General features: G+C 60.7%; 18 protein-coding genes and 1 pseudogene. 12 read left to right on the top strand and 7 right to left on the bottom strand.

Translation table 11 applies throughout. From position 1 onward, the window contains the following. Window positions 1-84: 84 nt before the first annotated feature. The 5 genes from P3G59_RS16940 to P3G59_RS16920 form a co-directional block, all read right to left on the bottom strand. Window positions 85-1347: an FAD-dependent oxidoreductase gene (locus tag P3G59_RS16940; protein ID WP_277758182.1), complete on the bottom strand. Its 1263-nt coding sequence runs from the start codon at window positions 1345-1347 to the stop codon at window positions 85-87. Continuing rightward, on the bottom strand, window positions 1337-2929 hold the full coding sequence (locus tag P3G59_RS16935; protein WP_277758181.1) for an aldehyde dehydrogenase (NADP(+)): 1593 nt from the start codon (window positions 2927-2929) through the stop codon (window positions 1337-1339). The genes P3G59_RS16940 and P3G59_RS16935 overlap by 11 nt, the downstream gene beginning before the upstream one ends. A 73-nt stretch (window positions 2930-3002) precedes the next feature. Further along, window positions 3003-3950, bottom strand: coding sequence for a dihydrodipicolinate synthase family protein (locus P3G59_RS16930; protein WP_277758180.1), 948 nt, complete (start codon window positions 3948-3950; stop codon window positions 3003-3005). Between the two features lie 55 nt (window positions 3951-4005). Beyond that, window positions 4006-4932, bottom strand: a complete 927-nt coding sequence (locus P3G59_RS16925; protein ID WP_277758179.1) for a 4-hydroxyproline epimerase — start codon at window positions 4930-4932, stop codon at window positions 4006-4008. Window positions 4933-4953: 21 nt separating this feature from the next. Continuing rightward, window positions 4954-6576: an APC family permease gene (locus P3G59_RS16920; protein WP_277758178.1), complete on the bottom strand. Its 1623-nt coding sequence runs from the start codon at window positions 6574-6576 to the stop codon at window positions 4954-4956. Between the two features lie 231 nt (window positions 6577-6807). On the opposite strand from P3G59_RS16920, the gene P3G59_RS16915 reads away from it, so the two are divergent. After that, complete coding sequence (locus tag P3G59_RS16915; RefSeq protein ID WP_123593317.1) at window positions 6808-7578, top strand: AraC family transcriptional regulator; 771 nt, start codon at window positions 6808-6810, stop codon at window positions 7576-7578. A 118-nt stretch (window positions 7579-7696) separates the two neighbouring features. Here the strand turns inward: P3G59_RS16915 and P3G59_RS16910 are convergent, their stop codons facing one another. Both P3G59_RS16910 and P3G59_RS16905 read right to left on the bottom strand, forming a co-directional pair. Continuing rightward, window positions 7697-8293, bottom strand: a complete 597-nt coding sequence (locus P3G59_RS16910) for a LysE family translocator (RefSeq protein WP_277758177.1) — start codon at window positions 8291-8293, stop codon at window positions 7697-7699. A 54-nt stretch (window positions 8294-8347) separates the two neighbouring features. Next, a complete protein-coding gene (locus tag P3G59_RS16905) occupies window positions 8348-9184 on the bottom strand; it encodes an AraC family transcriptional regulator (RefSeq protein WP_277758176.1) in 837 nt (278 codons plus the stop codon). A gap of 137 nt (window positions 9185-9321) precedes the next feature. Here P3G59_RS16905 and P3G59_RS16900 point away from each other — a divergent pair, with 137 nt between their 5' ends. The 11 genes and pseudogenes from P3G59_RS16900 to P3G59_RS16850 all read left to right on the top strand — a co-directional run bounded on the left by P3G59_RS16900 (window position 9322) and on the right by P3G59_RS16850 (window position 19730). Further along, the gene (locus P3G59_RS16900) at window positions 9322-9597 is read left to right on the top strand and encodes a hypothetical protein (RefSeq protein WP_277758175.1); all 276 of its coding nucleotides are present in this window, start codon (window positions 9322-9324) and stop codon (window positions 9595-9597) included. 67 nt (window positions 9598-9664) lie between these two features. Further along, the gene (locus P3G59_RS16895) at window positions 9665-10588 is read left to right on the top strand and encodes a bifunctional helix-turn-helix transcriptional regulator/GNAT family N-acetyltransferase (protein ID WP_277758174.1); all 924 of its coding nucleotides are present in this window, start codon (window positions 9665-9667) and stop codon (window positions 10586-10588) included. Window positions 10589-11364: 776 nt separating this feature from the next. Beyond that, window positions 11365-11523 (top strand): annotated as a pseudogene (locus P3G59_RS16890) (catechol 1,2-dioxygenase); the annotation flags it as partial. A 372-nt stretch (window positions 11524-11895) separates the two neighbouring features. Continuing rightward, window positions 11896-12942 carry an isopenicillin N synthase family oxygenase gene (locus tag P3G59_RS16885; RefSeq protein ID WP_277758173.1) on the top strand — a complete coding sequence of 349 codons (1047 nt, stop codon included), beginning with the start codon at window positions 11896-11898 and terminating at the stop codon, window positions 12940-12942. 27 nt (window positions 12943-12969) lie between these two features. Continuing rightward, entirely contained in the window at window positions 12970-13779 is an 810-nt protein-coding gene (locus tag P3G59_RS16880; RefSeq protein ID WP_277758172.1) for a MetQ/NlpA family ABC transporter substrate-binding protein, read from the top strand. Continuing rightward, a complete protein-coding gene (locus P3G59_RS16875) occupies window positions 13776-14576 on the top strand; it encodes an ATP-binding cassette domain-containing protein (RefSeq protein ID WP_277758171.1) in 801 nt (266 codons plus the stop codon). Before P3G59_RS16880 ends, P3G59_RS16875 begins: the two co-directional genes overlap by 4 nt. Further along, window positions 14573-15244, top strand: a complete 672-nt coding sequence (locus tag P3G59_RS16870; RefSeq protein WP_277758170.1) for a methionine ABC transporter permease — start codon at window positions 14573-14575, stop codon at window positions 15242-15244. Before P3G59_RS16875 ends, P3G59_RS16870 begins: the two co-directional genes overlap by 4 nt. 8 nt (window positions 15245-15252) lie before the next feature. Next, complete coding sequence (locus P3G59_RS16865; protein WP_277758169.1) at window positions 15253-16809, top strand: sugar ABC transporter ATP-binding protein; 1557 nt, start codon at window positions 15253-15255, stop codon at window positions 16807-16809. Beyond that, window positions 16802-17827, top strand: coding sequence for an ABC transporter permease (locus P3G59_RS16860; protein ID WP_277758168.1), 1026 nt, complete (start codon window positions 16802-16804; stop codon window positions 17825-17827). Before P3G59_RS16865 ends, P3G59_RS16860 begins: the two co-directional genes overlap by 8 nt. Before the next feature lie 23 nt (window positions 17828-17850). Continuing rightward, window positions 17851-18906 carry a substrate-binding domain-containing protein gene (locus P3G59_RS16855; protein WP_277758167.1) on the top strand — a complete coding sequence of 352 codons (1056 nt, stop codon included), beginning with the start codon at window positions 17851-17853 and terminating at the stop codon, window positions 18904-18906. A 158-nt stretch (window positions 18907-19064) separates the two neighbouring features. After that, on the top strand, window positions 19065-19730 hold the full coding sequence (locus P3G59_RS16850; protein ID WP_277758166.1) for a sulfite oxidase-like oxidoreductase: 666 nt from the start codon (window positions 19065-19067) through the stop codon (window positions 19728-19730). Window positions 19731-20091 lie beyond the last annotated feature (361 nt).

Here is a 20091-nt window from a genome sequence, read left to right as displayed (position 1 = left end):
CCTATCAGGCACCAGTGATGTTTAGAAAAGACGGTGGCAGCGCCGCTACGCACGCTCACCGCCGGTTTTGCTGATCAGTGCTCGTCAGAAACGCGCCAGTCTGTAAGGGGTGTCACTCGGCAAAACCGTTGTCGGGCTTGTGCCGGCGCCCGCCATCCGCACCACCATCTCCGCCGTCACCGCCGCCTGCGTCAGCCCCAGATGCTGATGCCCAAAAGCAAGCAACACCTTGCCCTCGCAGACCTGATCAATCACCGGCAACGAATCTGGCAGCGACGGTCGAAAACCCATCCACGGCGTCGCCGCTTCAGCGCTCAGCTCTTTGCGAAACAAGCCCTGACTCAACCGATGCAACTGCCACGCGCGTTCCATGCTCGCTGGCTTTTCCAGCCCGGCGAACTCGACGGTGCCGGCCAGGCGCAACCCCTCGGACATCGGCGTCATGATGAACTTGCGCTCCAGCGAGGTCACGGGGAAGGGCAGGCGGTCGTGTTCCTGTGGCAGCATCAGGTGATAACCGCGCTCGGTGTCCAGCGGTACTTTTTTGCCGGTGAGGGCGGCGGTGAGTTTCGCCGAGTGTGCGCCGCAGGCGATCAGCACGCGGCGTGCAGTCAGACCACCATTGCCGGTGCTCAGCGCAACACCGTGCTCCTGCACATGGCCGCCCTGAACCTGTTGCTGGACAAAGCTCACGCCACTGGCCTTGGCCGCTTCCACCAGTTCACACACCACGCCATAGGGATCGATAAAGTGCCCGGTGCGCGGGAAGAACAAACCGCCCTGAATCTGTTCGCTGAGTTGCGGCGCGGTTTCGCGTATGGCGCCGGCCTGCCAGTAATCGGCCGGCACCTGCTGCTGGTGCAATCGGCCCTGTAATGCCTGGATCGCCTGACGCGATTCGGGCCGTTCGAACACCAGCAACGAGCCATCGATCTTCAGCAAGTCCGGCCGCTGGATGTCGGCGAGCAAGCGCTGCCAAGCCTGCAGACTGCTTTCATTGAGCGCGCGCAAGCCTGCCACGGTGTTCTGAAAAGGCGCCGAACGCAGATTCAACAGCAGCCGGGTGAACCACGGCAGGGCGCGCGGCAGGTATTTCCAGTCCAGCCGCAACGGCCCCATCGGGTCCATCAGCATGGCCGGCAGGCGCTTGAGGATGGACGCGTCGGCAATCGGAAACACCTGCTCGGTCGCCAGATGCCCGGCGTTGCCGAACGAGGCGCCGTGGCCGGGTTGCTGCTGATCGATCACGACTACGCGCAACCCTTGGCGAGCCAGACGCAGTGCGCAGGCGACGCCGATGATGCCGGCGCCGACCACGGCGATGTCATGGGAGATGTTATTCGCCATGGCGCTGCGCTTCCCTGTGGCCATCGAGCAGACGTCGCAATTGCAGGGGATTGGCTTGTTTCAGTGCGGTCGGCAACAAGCTGTCCGGGAAGTCCTGATAGCAGACCGGGCGCAGGAAACGCAGGATCGCCGCTGTACCCACGGATGTTGTGTGCGAGTCGGACGTGGCCGGGAACGGCCCGCCGTGAACCATTGCGTCACTCACTTCAACCCCGGTGGGCCAGCCGTTGACCAGCAAGCGACCGGCCTTGCGCTCCAGCGTCGGTAGCAGTGCGCGTGCCTGTTCGATGTCCGGGTTATCCAGGTGCAAAGTGGCGGTCAGCTGGCCTTCCAGATGCTCGGTGACCTGGCGGATTTCAGCTTCACAGCTGCATTGCACGATCAGTGTAGCCGCACCGAACGCTTCGGCTTGCAGGCGCTGATCGGCAAGAAAGTCGACAGCATCCGTCACGAACACGTGGGCCTGACATTGGTTCGGGCCGCTGCCGGGCTGGCCAACGCCAGCGATGCGCGTATCGGCACTTTCGGCCAGTGCATTCACGGCAGATTCATAAGCGTTGAAGATGCCCGGCGTCAGCATCGTCTGCGCCGGGCTGCGTTGAATGATCTCGGCGGTGGCGGCGATAAACCTGTCCAGTGCCGGTCCTTTCAAGGCAATGACCAAGCCCGGATTGGTGCAAAACTGACCCGCACCCAGTGTCAGCGAAGCCACAAAACCTTCGGCCAACGCCTGCGTGCGACTTTCCAACGCTGCCGGAAACAGCAGCACCGGGTTGATCGAACTCATTTCCGCATACACCGGAATCGGTTCGGATCTGGCCTGCGCCGCTTGAATCAGCGCCAGACCACCGCTGCGCGAGCCGGTGAAACCCACCGCTTTGATCCGTGGATCGGTGACCAGCGCGATGCCCACTTCGTGCCCGGAGCCGTACAGCAACGAGAACACGCCTTGCGGCAGGCCACAGGCGTTCACTGCCCGCGCCACTGCGCGGCCGACCAGCTCGCTGGTACCGGGATGCGCACTGTGCGCCTTGACGATCACCGGGCAACCGGCGGCCAATGCCGACGCGGTGTCACCGCCGGCCACGGAAAATGCCAGCGGGAAGTTACTCGCGCCAAACACCGCGACCGGCCCCAGCGCAATCTGCCGTTGACGCAGATCGGAGCGCGGCAGCGGTTGACGGTGCGGCAGCGCGCTATCGACGCGCACATCCAGCCATTCACCGGCTCGCACCGTGCGGGCGAACATTCTTAATTGCTGACAAGTACGCCCGCGTTCACCCAGTAGGCGAGGTCGCGGCAGGCCGGTTTCCGCGTGAGCCCGGTCGATCAGTTCATCGCCGAGGGCTTCGATCTCCTCAGCAATGCTTTCAATAAATCCGGCGCGGACATTCAGGCTTGTCTCGCGATAAACATCGAACGCTGCCGATGCCAGCGCACAAGCCTGTTCGACATGCTCGGCCGATCCACCGGCATACGCCGGTGGCAGCGCTTCATCGGTGGCCGGATTGATCCCGCGAATGGCGGCGCGATTGCCCGCAACCGAGTGCTGTCCGATCAGCATGTGGCCCGTCAGAGTCATGGTGTCTTCCTGATAAAAAAGGCAAATGCCTGCCGCGTAGCACAACGCATCGCGGCAGGTGAGGGGGCGTTGATCAGCTGAAGTTCTGTTCCGCCGACCAGTTCTCGTACCAGTGACGGAACAGCGAATACTGCTTCTCGGCATAACGCCGCTGCGAGTCGCTCAACGCATCGGTTTCGTTGAAGTGCAGGGTGTATTCCTTGTCGCCGTTGAGCACCATCAAATGCTTGTAATACAGCACCAGATCGCAGCCTTCATCGAACGACGACAATACCGCCAGTGCCGCTTCCAGCTCCCGCGCCTGACGACGGGCCTTGGCGTCCCCCTTGGCCGCTTGCTTGCTCAGCGCCACCAGTTGCAGCACCTCGCGGGGCAGTGCGTTGCCGATACCGGTGATGGCGCCGGTGGCGTTGCAGTTGACGAAACCGTGCACCACTTGCGTGTCGACACCGACCATCAAGGTTACGTCATCGTCCTTGGAGGTGATGTTTTCGGCGGCGTAACGCAGGTCGGCGCCACCGCCGAATTCCTTGAAGCCGATCAGGTTCGGGTACTCGCGGCGCAGTTCAAAGAACAGATCGGCGCGGGTGGCGAAGCCGTAGTAGGGGCTGTTGTAGATCACCGCCGGCAGGTTCGGCGCCGCTTGCAGAATCGCTGCGAAATGGGCCTTTTGCGCAGTGACCGAAGCGCCACGGGACAGCACGCGGGGAATCACCATCAAACCCTGCGCGCCAACTTTCGCCGCGTGGGCTGCGTGGGAAACCGCTTCGCGGGAATTCACCGCGCCGGTGCCGACAATGGTGGGAATCCCGGCAGCGACCAGACGCGCCACGCCTTCCTGGCGCTCGGCCTCGGTCAGCAGCGGCCAGTCGCCCATCGAGCCGCAATAAACCACGGCGCTCATGCCGATATCGATCAGTTCGCGACCCTTGGCCACCAAGGCGTCGAAGTCCGGTTTGCGCTGGGCGGTGCACGGGGTCATCAGGGCCGGCATGCAACCGGTGAAGATGTTGTCGCTCATTGTTTTAACTCCTTGGCACATCATTCAAATTGAGGTGAAAAGCCCGCGCGGTGGCTCAGATGCCCCACGCGAACGGGTCTGCTTCGTCGATCAGCAAGGTGCTGTCGGCGGTCATCCAGGCGCGGCCGGTGATGTACGGGCGAATGCGTTCGCCTTGCCATTCGAAGCGGCCTTCGAACTGGCTGCCAGTGATGCTCGCCTGCACCCAGGTGGCGCCGGGTTGCAGCTTGTCGTCGGCGGCGAGGCAGGCGAGTTTGGCGCTGGTGCCGGTGCCGCACGGCGAGCGGTCGTAGGCTTTGCCGGGGCACATGACGAAGTTGCGGCTGTCGGCCTGATCGTCATCGGCGAACAGTTCGACGTGATCGATGACGGCACCGTCCTCGCCGTAGATGCCTTGGTCTTCAAGGGCCTTGAGCATCGCCCAGGTGTAAGCGGTGAGGTGTTCGACGTTGTCCATCGTCAGCGTCTGGCCGTGCTCGGAGACGAGGAAAAACCAGTTGCCGCCATAGGCGATGTCGCCCAATACCTGACCGAATCCCGGTACGTCCACCGGCACTTGTTTGCGGTGGCGATAAGCGGGGACGTTGCCCAGGGTGACGGTGCCATCCTCATGCAATGTGGCGCTGACCAGGCCGACTGGCGTGTCGATCTTGTGCTCGCCCGGTTGGATTTTTCCCAGGTACTGCAACGAATTGATCAGGCCGATGGTGCCGTGGCCACACATGCCCAGATACCCGGCGTTGTTGAAGAAAATCACCCCGCACGTGGCGTCCGGCGAGACCGCCTCGCAATACAGCGCGCCGACCAGTACATCGTTGCCACGGGGCTCCAGCAGGCAGGCGCGGCGCCAGGCGTCATGCTGATCGCGCAAGGCATCGCGTTTTTCGACCATGGTGGTGCCGGGCAAATCGGGGAAGCCTGTCATCACCAGACGCGTGGGTTCACCGCCGGTGTGGGAATCAATGACGTGTAGTGCTTTCATGGATGGATTCCGTAGGTGGTTTCAGTAGGCGCCGACAGGGCGAGAAGACACGGTCGAGGCGGGGGCGGTGACTTCGCTGTCCTCGTCTTCTTCGAGTCGCAGCAGGTGCGCCGGTACGCCCGTCGCGGCGCCCCAGTAATAAATGCCGGTGGCGCAAGCAGCGACGACAAGGGTGTCGAACGGGTGGGCGAGGATGCCGAGGCCGCCGAACGTGCCGAGTTTCGACAGCACGATGGTCACCGCATAGAAGGCGATCAGCCACGCCGAGGAGCGCACCTGACGCGCCAGATTCAGGTGAGCGGTCGGCACAAAACGACCGCAGAGCAGGTACACCACGAACATCAGGATTTGCAGGCCGAGCAGCCACGACACGGTGTTCCAGCCCGACCAGTAAACGATCAACGCGGCGATGATGAACGACACCGGCCCGAGCACACCCATGCACTTGACCCGGAACGGGCGCGGCATGTTCGGCGCATTGCGGCGCAGTGCCGCCACGGACACAGGGGCCACGGCGTAGCTCAACACCAGTGCGGCGGAAACCACGTTGATCAGCGCTTCCCACGACGGGAACGGCAGGGTCCAGAACACCGACAGGGCGAAGGTCAGCCACAGCGCCGGGCGCGGGATGCCGGACTTTTCATCGATGTGAGTGAAGAGTTTGAAAAAGGTCCCGGTCTGCGCCCAGCCGTAGATCACCCGCGGGGTCGCGTTCATGTAGATGTTGCCGCAGCCGCTCGGCGAGATCACCGCGTCGGCGACGACCAGCCAGGCCAGCCAACCCACACCCAGCGCCAGTGCTATGTCGCGGTATGGCAGGGAAAATTCCTTGCTGATGCCGGCCCAGCCGTTGGCGAGCATTTCGGTCGGGATGCTGCCGAGAAAGGCCATTTGCAGCAGCACGTAAATCAGCGTCGACAGCAGCACCGAGAGGATCAACGCGATGGGAATAGTGCGCTGCGGATTCTTCACTTCACTGGCTACCGAGATGATCGGTGTCAGCCCCAGATAAGCGAAAATCACGCCACCCGCCGACACCGCCATTTCGATACCGGACAAGCCGAACGGGGCGAAACCCTGCACGTGAAAGTTGGCCGGTTTGAAGAAGGTGAACAGCACGCCGATGACCAGCAGCGGCACGATGAACTTGAACACGCTGACCAGATTATTGGCTTTGGCGAAGGTCTTCACGCTGCGGTAATTGAGCAGGAAGAACACGCACAGCAGACCGAACTGCACCATCCAGCCCAGTATCGTAGGATCACCGGTGCCAGCCTTGGTCAGGCCGGGAAACCATGCTGCCGCGTATTGGCGCGAGGCAACCACTTCGATCGCCACCAGACTGGAAAATGCGATCAGGGTGATGAAGCCCATCAGATAGCCAAGCAGCGGCCCGTGGGAGTAAACCGGATAACGCACCACGCCGCCGGCACGAGGTAGTGCGGCGCCGAGCTCGCAATAGACGATGCCCAGCAACAACACGGCAAAACCGCCCAGCAACCAGGAGAAAATCCCCGCCGGCCCGGCGATGGCGGACACATGGCTGGCCGCGAATAACCAGCCGGAACCGAAGATCGCCCCGAGCCCGATAAATGTGAGGTCGATCAGTGAAAGCTGTTTTTTGAACTTGCCTTGGCCTGACATGGCATCGCCTTCTTGTGAGTTATTGGATAGGCAGTTGTGTCACTGGGACGGCCAGACTTTGAACGGGTCGACGCTGTGGCGATTGATCTTTTGCGGCGGCTTCGATGACGAAATCAGCACAATCGTGCTGGCGAAACGCGGCCCTCGACATGCCTTGAGCCATGCTGCAATCTGCACGCGAAGCCCATATGGCGGGCGCTTCGTCCATCCACGTTACGAGGGGATTGTTTGATGCAACAGGCGTTCTCGATCCTGTCTCAAGGCATTGATGGGCATCGTCCACAGACTCTTGAAGAACTCTTGGCCGGCGCCGCGCTGCTGTTGCCGATGCTTGACGTGATCCCCAATGCGGCGATTTTCATCAAGGATGTGCAGGCCCGTTACGTGCTCGCCAACCGCACGCTGGTGCAGCGTTGTGGCTTGAAGGATTTACGTCCACTGCTAGGAAAAACCAGCGCGCAAGTGTTCCCGGCTCAGTTGGGCCCGGGCTACACCGAGCAGGACCGCAAAGTGCTGGAGGAAGGTTTTGTGCTGGAGGATCAGCTGGAACTGCATCTGTACGGCAGTCGTGAACCGGGCTGGTGCCTGACGCACAAGCAGCCGCTGTACAACCGTGACGGGGTGATCATTGGCCTGGCGGGAATTTCGGTGGACCTGCAATCGGCCAGTGAAACGCACCCGGCATTCGAACGGCTGGCGGCTGTCGATGAGCATATCCGCGCGAATTTCAATCGCCGCGTCACCCTCGGTGAGCTGACCCGCATCGCCGGCATTTCAGTCGCGCAACTGGAGCGCTACTGCAAACGGGTGTTTCACCTGACTCCTCGGCAGATGATCCAGAAAGTACGGCTCGAACATGCTCATCGATTGCTCCACACCGACCTGCCGATTACCGATGTCGCGCTGCAATGCGGCTATACCGATCACAGCGCTTTTACTCGCCAGTTCAAAGCCTCGACCGGGTTTACACCACGCGAGTATCGGCAGGCCACCTCACCCTGATGAAGTGGCGTAGAACAATGTAGGAGCTGCCGAAGGCTGCGATCTTTTGATCTTGATCGTAAAAAATCAAAAGATCGTCCGATCGCGGCCCGAGCCTTCGGCAGCTCCTACAGGGGCGTTATGCCAGGACGGTCAGCCATGCCGAGAGCAACAGCAACAACGCCAGCGCCGCGTTCATCCGCTTGAACGCCTTGGGCGATCCCATCAACCGCGCGCTGCCCACACCCAGCAACGCCCACAACGTCATGCACGGCAACGACACCAAGAGAAATGCCAGCGACAGCACCAGCAGTCGCAAGGTCTTTTCGCCACCACCGACAAACACGCTGACCACCGCCACAGCCATCATCCACACCTTGGGGTTGACCAGTTGCAGCATGGCGGCGCCCAGCACGCTGAAGCTTTCGTCCTGGGCCTCGGCCGGGTCCAGCGACGGCGGTGCACTGCGAAAGATCTGCCACGCCAGCCAACTCAACCAGAGCACACCGCCCCAGGCCATCGCTTGCTGCACACGCGGGTAGCGCAGCAAGGTTTCGCCGGCACCGAGGCCGACCACCAACACAATCAGTGCCGCCGCCGCGCAGGCGCCGAAAATGATTGGCAATGTGGCGAGCAAGCCTTGGCGCGAACTGTGGCTCAACACCAGAATATTGGTCGGCCCCGGCGTGATCGAGGCAACGAAAGCAAACAGCAGGAAGGGCAATAATGACGCCATGGGCGGATTCCTTGGAAGTAAACACAGGAAGCCATGATCGCCAGTCGGTGTACGTCAGTCTGGAAGGTTTGAGCAGCGTTTGCGGTAGTCGGCGGGGGTGAGTTGGTAGGCCCGGCGGAACCAGCGACCGAGATGACTCTGGTCGGCAAAACCGAGCACGCTGGCGACCTGCGCCGGCGTTTCACCGCGCGCCAGCAACTGCCGCGCCTTGGCCAGGCGCAACTGGATCAGATACGCGTGCGGGGCCAGGCCAAAGGCTGTCTTGAATGCGCGACTCAGACGAAAACGATCCACACCACAAACTCGGGCGAGGTCATCAAGGCCGATGTCTTCATAGGTGTGCGCGTGCAGATAGTCGCGTGCGACTTGCGCCACCATCGGCAGGCGTGGATCGAAATCCTGACGTTTACGCCACGCGAGATGGCGCGTGAGCGAACCGAGCAAGCCGTCGATGGCGGTCTGTCGAACGATGCGCAGATCGCCGTCATGCAGCGCATGAAAAGCCTGATTGATTCCGGTGGCCAGACGCGGATCCTGGCTCAGCGTGTCGGCAAAGCCGGGCTGGCTGTCGGAGGGTGCGTCCTCGAACAGCGCATGCAGTTCACGCTCAAGCCAATGCGGATCGAGGTAGAGCATCGAATAGGTGAAGCCGTCTTCGGTCGGCGCATGGCCATCGTGGATTTCCCCCGGTTCCAGCAAGATCACGTTGCCCGGCGTACTGCGATGGCGCACGCGGCGGCAATTGAACTGCTGCACACCTTGCTCGGTGACGCCGACGAGAAAACTGTCATGCCAGTGCGGATCGTAGGCGTGCCCCTCGAAGTGAGCTCGAATCGATTCAATCCCGGTATCGCCATCCTGGGACAGCTCGATCCAGTTGCGTTTATCCACGGAGGCTCCAGTATTCGGCGTCTAAAGGTGTGGCCTCATAAAATACCGCGCAATGGTCATCGACGTTTAGAAGATTTGTGCAGGTGAGGGGGCTAGACTCAACAGCTTACGACCCATTTGGTGGCAGGTGAAATACGATGATCAACCGATGCTTGCCAGGGATCTCGCTCACCCTCATCGCCCTCAGCCTGACACTGACGGCAGGCTGCTCAAGCCGCCAACACTATTCGCCCTCCGGCGGCGGAGACGCCTGCTACGCCAAGGCCTTGCCGACGGTCGGCGAGGGCGGTCTGGCCTGGGGTTCCAGTTTGAACATGGCGCGACAGAAGTCGCTGAACAACTGCATGCGCTATGCCGGGCGCTCCGGCGGTACACCGGCTACCTGTCAGGTGGTGCTGGCCAAGTGTCGCTAGCTTTTTGTTGACATGGTTGCTTTAGGCAAATATATAGTTGCTTAAAGCAAATAACTGAGCATTCGCCATGTCCAGCATTGATCTTCTTGAGCAAGCCGATGTCGTGCGCGGCTTCAATCGCTTCTACACCCATCAGATCGGCGTACTGCAGGAGCATCTGCTGCAAAGCGACTACTCGCTGACTGAACTACGCATTTTGTATGAGCTGGCCTCGCATGGGGACCTGACCAGCGCCGACCTGTGGCAGATGCTCGGCCTGGACGCCGGCTACATGAGCCGGATTATCAGCGGGTTTGAGAAGCGCGGGCTGATTCAGAAAGTCCCGTCGCCCACCGACGCCCGCGCTGCGCAACTACACCTTACCGACTTCGGCCGCGACATCCTGATCCCGCTGGAAAAGGCCTCCCGCGAGCAGATCGTCGCCATGCTCGAACGATTGCCGGAGCCGCAGCAGAAGCAACTGATCGGCGCTATGACGCTGATCCAGACACTGTTGGAAGGCAGTCAGGACTCGACTTACGTGTTACGCGATCCGCAGCCCGGCGACATGGGGACGGTGATGCAGCAACAAGCGGCTCTTTATACTCGTGAATACGGCTGGAACGCGGAGTTCGAGGCGCTGGTGGCCGAGGTGGTCGCCAAGTACCTGCGCGATTACGACCCCACCTGTGAACGCTGCTGGATTGCGGAAAAGGACGGCAAGGTCATTGGCTCTGTGTTTATCGTCCGCCAGGACGCCACCACCGCCAAACTGCGCATGCTCTACGTCGACGCCAGCGCGCGGGGACTGGGCATTGGCAGTCGTCTGGTCGAGGAGTGCCTGCGCTTTGCCCGGCAGATTGGCTACCAGAAAATGACCTTGTGGACGACCAGTAACCTGACGGCTGCGCGCAAGATTTATCAGAAGGCCGGATTTGAATTGGTGGAGGAAGAAGCGATTCACAGCTTTGGCAAGGATCTGGTGAGTCAGACGTGGGCGCGGGCGTTGTGATTTGTTTTTCGCCGTCGGGTGCAGTGAAAGGCAGGCGAAAAAAAACCACCTTAGCGGGGTGGTTTTTTTAACCTCGGTTTGCGGCTGAGGTTTGATGCTTCACTAGCTGCTTTAACGTTCGCTCATGGTAGGAGTCTTTGTGCCCCCTTGCAAGGTTAAAGTGCGTATGAGGCTGGTTGTTTAGGCTATTTTATTTTCAGAAAAAACTGGCAGAAATAATGATTAACAAAACAGAAAATTATTTTCCCTGAAAGCCTTTGAATCAGGATTATGATGCGGGCGCTCACTTGTTCTAGCAGAGGTGAGGCCAGGCTGGCGACCAAACGGTTTTATGCCCTTTGACACGGTTTTGCACCCGTGCCGGAATGATGTTTCGGAGGGAATTCAACCGGCCACCTCACTAGCTGCTTTAACGTGCAGGCTGAAGGCAAGCATGATCCGGTAAGCCTGCTGGAGGTTTGGCCCCCAGCCCTGGAGGCCAAAACGTATGAAGCTTTTGCTGCGTACGCTGAGCCTTGTATGGAGATTGTTTAAAGCGTTTCGCTTTTACGAGTTCCTGCGAGACCACTTTGACGACCTGAAGTAACGGTTGTTGATCTGGGAAAGCCCGTTTCAGTTTCGACTGAGACGGGCTTTTTTATGTGCCGAAAAGCTGTCAATAGTAGGAAATATTCAACTTCGATCTCTCGACCGTGTAGGGCATTTCGCCGACAGGTGTAGGTGCTGTTCCAAAGCCTCTCTTTCAGCCAAAAAAGCGTTCGATTATCGAGCGCCCCTACGCGACCCGTGAAGGATTGGTCGGGGACGTGGTGTTCCGCGAGGACGCGGTATCGGGGCGTTATGCCGAACTGAAGTTCGACTTCCATCTGCAACCGGCACCGGACGCCAGTGCGGAACAGCGCAGTCAGCGGCCGCGTGCGTTGCAAGGCATCTGATACCGCGTCGCCTCATCCCCTCATCGGAACGCCGCCCGCCTAACCCTCTCCCAGAGGGAGAGGGAACTGACCGAGGTGATCTAGAGAGCTACGCCGACCTGAGCGTTTTGTACCGAATCCAACGCGGTTTTTCAGGTCGATGTATACCGCAAGGCGACACGGTCGGCTCCCTCTTCTCTGGGAGAGGGCTGGGGTGAGGGAAATCAGGCCTAAGGTAATGCGAAAAAGATATTGGCTCAGCGTTTTTAAGATCGTTTAGTTTTGTCGCAACGACGAATCAATACGCATCAAACCGATAGACCCCGATTGCCATGACGGCACATGCTGAATCGATCACAGGTTCTTCAGGTTTGATTCACACGGGAGTGAATCATGCCGCATCCCCTCGATATCACCGCATTACCGACGCTGGACCTGTCGCTGTTCGAAGGCACGGCCCAACAGCGCTACGAATTTCTCGAAAACTTGCGCCACGCCGCCCGCGACGTCGGCTTCTTCTACCTGACCGGGCATGGCATCGACAGCACTTTGCTCAAGCAGGTACAGGCACATGCTCGCCAGTTCTTCGCCTTGCCCGACAGCGAAAAAACCGCCGTCGGCATGATCAATTCACCGCACTTTCGCGGTTACAACCGTGCCGCTTCGGAGATCACCCGTGGCCAGCCTGATCTGCGTGAGCAGTTCGATCTGGGGGCCGAGCGCGAGGCGTTGCCATTAGACGCGGACAGCCCGTTCTGGGCGCGGCTGCAAGGCCCCAACCAATGGCCGGCGGCACTGCCGGAACTGAAGCCTTTGCTGCTCGAGTGGCAAGAGGCAATGACGCGCATGTCGTTGCGCCTGCTGCGTGCGTTCGCCCAGGCACTGTCGCTGCGGGCCGATGCGTTTGATCAACTGTACGGCGACAAACCCAACGAACACATCAAACTGATGCGCTATCCCGGCCAGTCCAGCGAATCGAGCCATCAAGGCGTTGGTGCGCACAAGGATTCCGGTTTTCTCAGCTTCCTCCTGCAAGACCAACAGGCCGGTCTGCAGGTCGAGATCGAAGAGGGGCGCTGGATCGATGCGTTGCCGCGCGAGAACACCCTGGTGGTGAACATCGGCGAACTGCTCGAACTGGCCAGCAACGGCTATCTGCGTGCCACCGTGCATCGGGTCGTGTCGCCGCCCGAGGGCACTGAGCGCCTGTCTGTCGCGTTCTTCCTCGGTGCGCAACTGGATGCCGTGGTGCCGCTGTATCCGCTGCCCACCGCCCTGTTGCGCGAGGCACGCGGGCCGGCGAGTGACCCGCTTAACCCGCTGTTTCGCGATGTCGGCTGGAACTACCTCAAAGGTCGTTTGCGCTCGCATCCCGACGTCGCGCAGCGCTTCTACGCCGATGCGCTACTGCCGCCACCGCCCGTTCGTAAATCCGCCTGACTCACCCACCGCTGAAGGACTCCGCAGATGATCAAGAAAGCAGGTTTGACCCTGGCCGTGCTCGGCGTGCTGGTGACGTCGTTCGGTGCGCAGGCGCTGGAACCGTTGCGCGTTGCTGCCGACCCGGTGCCCCACGCGCAGATTCTCGCGTACATCCAGAAGATCGATCCGCAACTGAACCTCAAAGTCATCGAGATCCCCAACGGCGTGAACTCCAACGAGCTGCTGGTACACGGCGATGTCGACGCCAATTACTTTCAGCACCTGCCGTACCTGAAGTCTCAGGAACAAGCCCTCGGCGAAAAACTCGCGGTGGCGGCCACGGTGCATATCGAGCCCCTGGGTATTTATTCTCGTCGGCACAAAAGCTTCGCCGACGTGCCGGCAAAAGGCACCGTCGCCGTGCCCAATAACGTCACCAACCTGAGCCGCGCTTTGTACCTGTTGCAGGACAACGGCCTGATCAAACTCAAACCCGGCTTCAACGACCCGGCGGCCGATCAGGCAACGCCCAAGGACATCGCCGAGAACCCGAAACAACTGAAAATTCTCGAAATCGAATCGCCGCAGATTCCGCGCTCGCTCGACGACGTCGATTTGGCGGTGATCAACGGCAACTACGCGCTGGACGCCGGCCTGGTGCCCGCCAAGGACGCTTTGGGTCTGGAGAAAGCCGAGCACAATCCTTACGCGAACATTCTGGTGACCACGCCCAAGCTCGAACACGACCCGCGTATCGCGCAACTGGCCAAGGATCTGACGTCGCCCGAGGTCGCCAAGTACATCACCGACAACTTCGCCGGTTCAGTGATTCCGGTGGCGGGCGGCAAACCATGATCGCCGTCGAGCAGGTGAGCAAGACATACCCGTCAGCCCCGCAACCGGCGCTGGATCAGGTCTCGCTGAGCATTCCCGATGGCGCGGTCTACGGGATTCTCGGGCGTAGCGGGGCGGGCAAGTCGACGCTGCTGCGTTGTCTCAACCTGCTCGAACGTCCGGACAGCGGACGCATACTGCTCGACGGCATCGACCTGACGACGCTGTCGGTCAGCGATTTACGCCGCCAGCGGCAGCGCATCGGCATGATCTTCCAGGGCTTCAACCTGCTGCATTCGCGCACCGTGTTCGACAACATCGCGGTGCCGCTGGAGATCGCCAATGTCGGCAAGCCGTGGCGCCATGTGCGGGTTCGCGAACTGCTGGAGCTGGTTGGCTTGAGTGACAAGGCGCAGGCCTTTCCCTCGCAATTGTCCGGCGGCCAGAAACAGCGTGTCGGGATTGCCCGCGCACTCGCCGCAGAGCCGGCGTACCTGCTATCGGACGAGGCCACCAGTGCGCTTGACCCGGAAACCACCGCGTCGATCCTCGAACTGCTGCGCGACATCAATCGGCAACTGGGCGTGACCATCGTGTTGATCACCCATGAACTGGACGTGGTCAAGTCGATCTGCGACCACGCCGCATTCATGGCCAACGGGCGTCTGGTCGAAGCCGGTCCGGTGCCACGGCTGCTGGCCGATCCGCAATCGCCACTGGGCGCCTCGCTGCGACCAACGTGCGGCTTGCCGTTGGGCCACGATGCACCGGGCCTGAGTTTTCTCAAGCAATACGGCGTACGGGCGGCGCACTTATGAACCGCACCGTCAACTGGGATGAAATCCTGCAACTGGTGTTCAACGCCACCGGTGAAACCCTGTACATGGTCCTGCTCGCAGGGCTGTTCACGTTGCTGATCGGATTGCCGCTGGGCGTGTTGTTGTTCATCAGTCGTCGCGACGGACTGTTGCCGATGCCACGCTTCAATGCGGCTCTGGGTGGCGTGGTCAACCTTGGCCGTTCACTGCCGTTCGTGGTGATGTTGATCGCTCTGATTCCACTGACGCGGCTGGTGGTCGGCACAACGCTGGGCAGCACCGCCGCTGTGGTGCCGATCACCATCGGCGCGTTTCCATTCTTCGCGCGCATTGTCGAAAACGCCCTCGACGAAGTCGACAAGGGCCGCATCGAAGCCATCCTTGCCATGGGCGGCGACATTGGTCATGTGATCTGCAAAGTGTTGTTGCCCGAAGCGCTGCCGGCCTTGCTTGCAGGCATCACGTTGACGCTGGTGATGCTGATCGGGTTTTCCTCGATGGCCGGGGTAATCGGCGGTGGCGGGCTGGGTGATCTGGCGATTCGTTATGGTTATCAGCGTTTCAACAATGAAGTGATGGTTGCCACGGTTGTGGTGTTGGTGATCCTCGTTCAGGGCGTGCAAAGCCTGGGTGATCGATTGGTTCGTTCGCTGGCGCATCGCCGCTAAGGAATTGTATGAGTGTGCCGGTCGCTGTAGTCCGCGAGCCGCTGATTCGTGTGCGTAAGTTGAGCAAAATATTTGCCGCGAGCCGGGCGCTGGACGCGCTCAGCCTGGACATCTATCCCGCTGAAGTCGTGGCGTTGCTCGGTGCCAATGGCGCGGGGAAGTCGACCCTCGTGAAGATCTTGGCGGGCAGCCAGACTGCCGACGCTGGCGAGATCTGGCTGGAGGGCGCGCTACGGCATTTCAGTTCACCGCTGTCGGCGCGGCGCTTGGGCATTGTCGCGGTGCACCAGCAGATCAACGAGGGCATCGCACCGGGTTTGAGCGTCGCGGAAAACCTCCTGCTCGATGAACTGTGCAAGCCGGACGCGGACTTTTGGCTCAATCGCAAACGCCTGCTGGAACGCGCCGCGAGCATCGCCGCCGGGCTGGGTTTGACATTGCCGCTGGAGCAGCCGATCGAGCATCTCGGTCAGGCCGAACGGCAGTTGGTGGTGCTTGCCCGCGCCTTGGCCTTGCAGCCGCGCCTGCTGATTCTCGATGAGCCGACGGCAGCGCTTTCCGATGCCGAGGCGCAGCGCTTGTTTGGTTTGATCGACACTTTGCGCAGTCGCGGCGTGGCGATTCTGTACATCTCCCATCGACTCTCCGACCTGCAACGCGTGGCGGATCGCGCCATCGTTCTGCGCGATGGTCAGTTCGCGGGCGAGTTCACGGCGCAGCAATTGCCCGAAGCGGTGAGCGCCATGCTGGGGCAGGCGCTGGCCGAGCATGTTTACCAGCCGAGCATGGCCGGGCGCGAGGTGTTGAAGCTCAAAGCCATGCAGATCGTGCCGCGCTCAGCCGCGTTCGACCTGACCCTGCACGAGAACGAAGTGGTGGTGCTGACCGGGCTGTTGGGTGCCGGTAAAAGTGAAATCGCCGAGGTGCTGTTCGGTCTGCGTAAAGCCGCCTCGGGCAGCGTGCATCTGGACGGGGTCGACTGGCATGCGGGCTCACCGCGCAAGGCTATTCAAAGCGGGGTGTTCTTCGCGGCCGAAGATCGCGCCAGTCAGTCGCTGGTGGCGGACTTCTCACTGCGCCGGACCTTGACCTTGCCGTTTCTCGAGCGCTTTACCCGCGGCGGTTTCATCCGCAACCGCGCCGAAGCGGCAGCGGTCGAGGCGCAAGTTGCTGCGCTGGGGATCAAGACTGCCGGCATCGATGAGCCAATGACCGCGCTGTCGGGGGGCAATCAACAGAAAGTCGTGCTCGGCCGCTGGCTGCTCGGCGAAGGGCGGGTGTTGATCCTTGATGAACCCTTCCAAGGCGTCGACGTGCGCGCCCGCCGCGACATCGGCCAACTGCTGCGCGGCAGCGCCAAGGGCCGCGCGACACTGGTGATTTGCGCCGATGTCGATGAAGCCCTGGAAATTGCCGACCGCATCCTGCTGGTGCGTGATCACACGGTGGTCGCCGAGTATCCACGCGCCGGCCTTGATCGTGCTGACCTGGTGGCCGCACTGGCCGGCAGCGACGTGACCGAACATTCCCCTCAAGCCACGCCAAGGAGCAGAGCGAGTGCCTGATTCAACTTCACTGTTATCGACCGGGCCGGCACGCGCCGAACGTCTGCTTCAAGTGCTGATCCGCTATGGCCTGTTATGGCTGCTGGCGCTGATCGTGGTGTTTTTCAGTGTTGCGGAGCCGGCATTCCTGCGCGTCGGCAACCTGTTCAGCATTCTGCAATCGGTGTCGATTGTCGCGCTGCTGGCGCTGGGCGTCACGCTGACCATGGCGGTCGGCGGCCTCGATCTGTCGATTGGCGCGGTGGCGGCGATGAGCCTGATGATCGCCAGTTACGTGATGGTCGTGCTCGGCTGGGGCGCGGTGCCGGCGGTGTTGATCAGTCTGGCAGGCGGTGCGCTGGTCGGTCTGCTCAACGGCTGGCTGATCGTAAAACTGCGGGTGCCGGATATTCTCGCGACGCTGGGCAGCATGTTTCTGGTGATCGGCGTGCAGTTGATTCCCACTGGCGGGCGTTCGATTGCGGTAGGCATGACCTTGCCCAGCGGTGAGGAAAGCGAAGGGACGTTCAGTGCTGCGTTTCTCGCACTAGGGCGCGGGCGATTGTGGGAGGTGGTGCCGATTCCTGTGCTGATCACGGCGGTGGTCGCGATTGCGGTGTGGCTGTTTCTCGAACGCACGCGCATTGGTCGGCTGTTCTATGCCATCGGCGGCAACGAGCAGGCGGCGCGCCTGGCCGGTGCGCCAGTGCAGCGCTTCAAGTTGTTGGCTTACGTGCTCTCGGCGTTGCTCGCATCGCTGGGTGGATTGTTGCTTGCGGCGCGTTTGGGGCGTGGTGATGTGAGCTCCGGCAATGGCCTGGTGCTGGATGCCCTCGGCGCGGCGCTGATCGGTTTTGCCGTGCTCGGCGCGAAGAAGCCCAATGCCTTTGGCACCCTGGTCGGGGCGCTGCTGGTGGCGACGCTGCTCAACGGCCTGACCATGCTCAACGCGCCGTATTACGCACAGGATTTCGTCAAGGGACTGGTGTTGGTGCTGGCCCTGATGTTCACGTTCGGCCTCGCGCATCGGGCGCGTTGAGCCACTTCATTCAAGGATGTTGTATGCACGGTTCAATCACACAGTTCGCCCGTCATTGCTTCGCCGGGGCGTTATTTTCGGCAATGGCGCTGAGCGCTCAGGCCAACGCCTTGCCCGGTGCGCCAGCGCCGTTCGATAAAGGTCAGGTGCAGATCGCGCTGGTGGGGTATTTGTTTTCCGGGGATTTTCCCGAAGCGTATTTGCGCGGCGTCGAAAAACAGACCGAAGCGCTCGGCGCCCACCTGCGCGTATTCGATGCCCGGCAGCAGGCGGCGAGCCAAGGCGAAATGATCGATCAGGCGATCGATCTGGGCGTCGACGGCATCATCGTCCAGCTCGGCTTGGCGGAAACGCTGAAAGCGCCGATTGATCGGGCCATCGCCAAAGGCATCAAGGTCGTTGCTTTCGATGTCGATCTGAACACGCCGCAAGTGACTCAGGTCGAGCAGGATCACCATGCGCTGGCGCGTCTGGCTCTCGATCAAGCGGTGCAGGATAACGGCACGAAGTTCGATGCCGGCTATGTGTACATCAGCGGTTTTACGCCAATGGAGCGCCGCGACGAGATCTGGAGTCAGGTCAAGAAAGCCAATCCGGGCATCATCGAGAAGGCGCGATTTGGCACGCTCAATCCGCCGATTGCCAACTCCGTGGCGGATCAGGCCAGCGCCGTGCTGCGCGCCAATCCAGGCATCAGCGTGATTTTTGCGCCGTTCGACGAGTTCGCCAAAGGCGCGAAAATCGCCGTGGATGAGGCGGGTCTGACGAGCAAGGTGAAGATCTACAGCGCCGATATTTCTACCGCCGATATTCAGATCATGAAAGAGCCGGACAGCGCCTGGGCGGCGACGGCGGCGGTCAATCCGCAAGTCGCCGGGGCGATCAGCGTGCGCAGCCTGGCGATGTTGATTGCCGGGGAGAATCCGGGGCATCAGGTGCTGGTGCCGCCGACGCTGATTACCCGTCAACAGTTGCTGGATCTGGATGTGAAGAACGTGCGTGATCTGGCGCGGAAACTTCCGGCTTTCGGCGACACCGCGAATGTCGCGCGGGCGCCGTGGATTCCGGTGGCTAACTAGAACATTAACCACAACATTGTCCAGGTGGGAGCGAGCCTGCTCGCGAAGAGGTCCGATCAGTTGATATCTCAGTTGACTGACCCACCGCTTTCGCGAGCAGGCTCGCTCCCACAGGGGTAATGCGTAGTTGCGCAAACTGAGGGAGTTCTGGAGCTTACATGCACAACAAAGCCTTGCTATTACGCAAAAGCCGTTCCCCGAAAACCGATCCGGCGCTCGGTAAGCGACTACCCCCAGGCCAGGTGCTGACGGAGCGATTTCCAATCCTGCACGAAGGCGATGTACCGGAATATGACCTCGCCAACTGGTCGCTGCGCCTGTTCGGCACGCTCGCACGGCCAATCGAATTGCGTTATGCCGATCTGCAGGCACTGCCGCAACGACAACTGCGCTGTGACATCCATTGCGTGACGCGCTGGTCGAAGTTCGACACCGAGTGGAGCGGGGTGCATCTGCAGGATCTGTTGCAGGCGTTCGATCTCCAGCCTGCATCGGCTTTTGTCATGGCCCATGCCGACCACGATTATCAGACCAACTTGCGAATTGATGATCTGCTGCACCCTCACAGTCTGCTGGCCACCCATTACGCCGGCCAACCACTGACTGCGCAACATGGCTGGCCGCTGCGATTGGTGGTGGCGGGGCGGTATTTCTGGAAGAGCGCCAAGTGGCTGCGCGGGCTTGAATTCGTTGATCAGGAACAACCGGGATTCTGGGAGCAGAATGGCTTTCATTTGCACGCCGATCCGTTTGCCGAACAGCGATTCAGTGGTGATGAACTGGATATTGCGGAGGATGCCTGGCTGGCAAAAGAGTTTGATTAAGTAGTGCCCGACGCAGATCAAAACTGTAGGAGTGAGCCTGCTCGCGATAGCGGTGTATCAGTAAGAAAGTTGTCAACTGACACACCGCTATCGCGAGCAGGCTCACTCCTGCAGGGGGACTGCATTTCATTTAAAAAATTGGTGTTAGTTGCTTAAGGTGTTGGCTCAGCAACACTTATGTTGAACTAAGAGCACTCCCTTAGAGTGATCTAACCTAAGCGTTATTGGTTCTTTTGCGATCGGCGGCAGCTCGTCTAGCATCGGGTTTAAAGGGGAAACGTCTCACGCTGGGGAAACTGCAACTCACTGTAAAAGCCTTCACTGCCTTCCAGAAATCTAAAACTACAGCAGACATTGCCGC

This window comes from Pseudomonas sp. A34-9 (assembly GCF_029543085.1).
Classification (GTDB): Bacteria; Pseudomonadota; Gammaproteobacteria; order Pseudomonadales; family Pseudomonadaceae; genus Aquipseudomonas.
The sequence above is the reverse complement of the archived record's forward strand: the minus strand, read 5'-3'. Positions and strand labels throughout refer to the sequence as shown.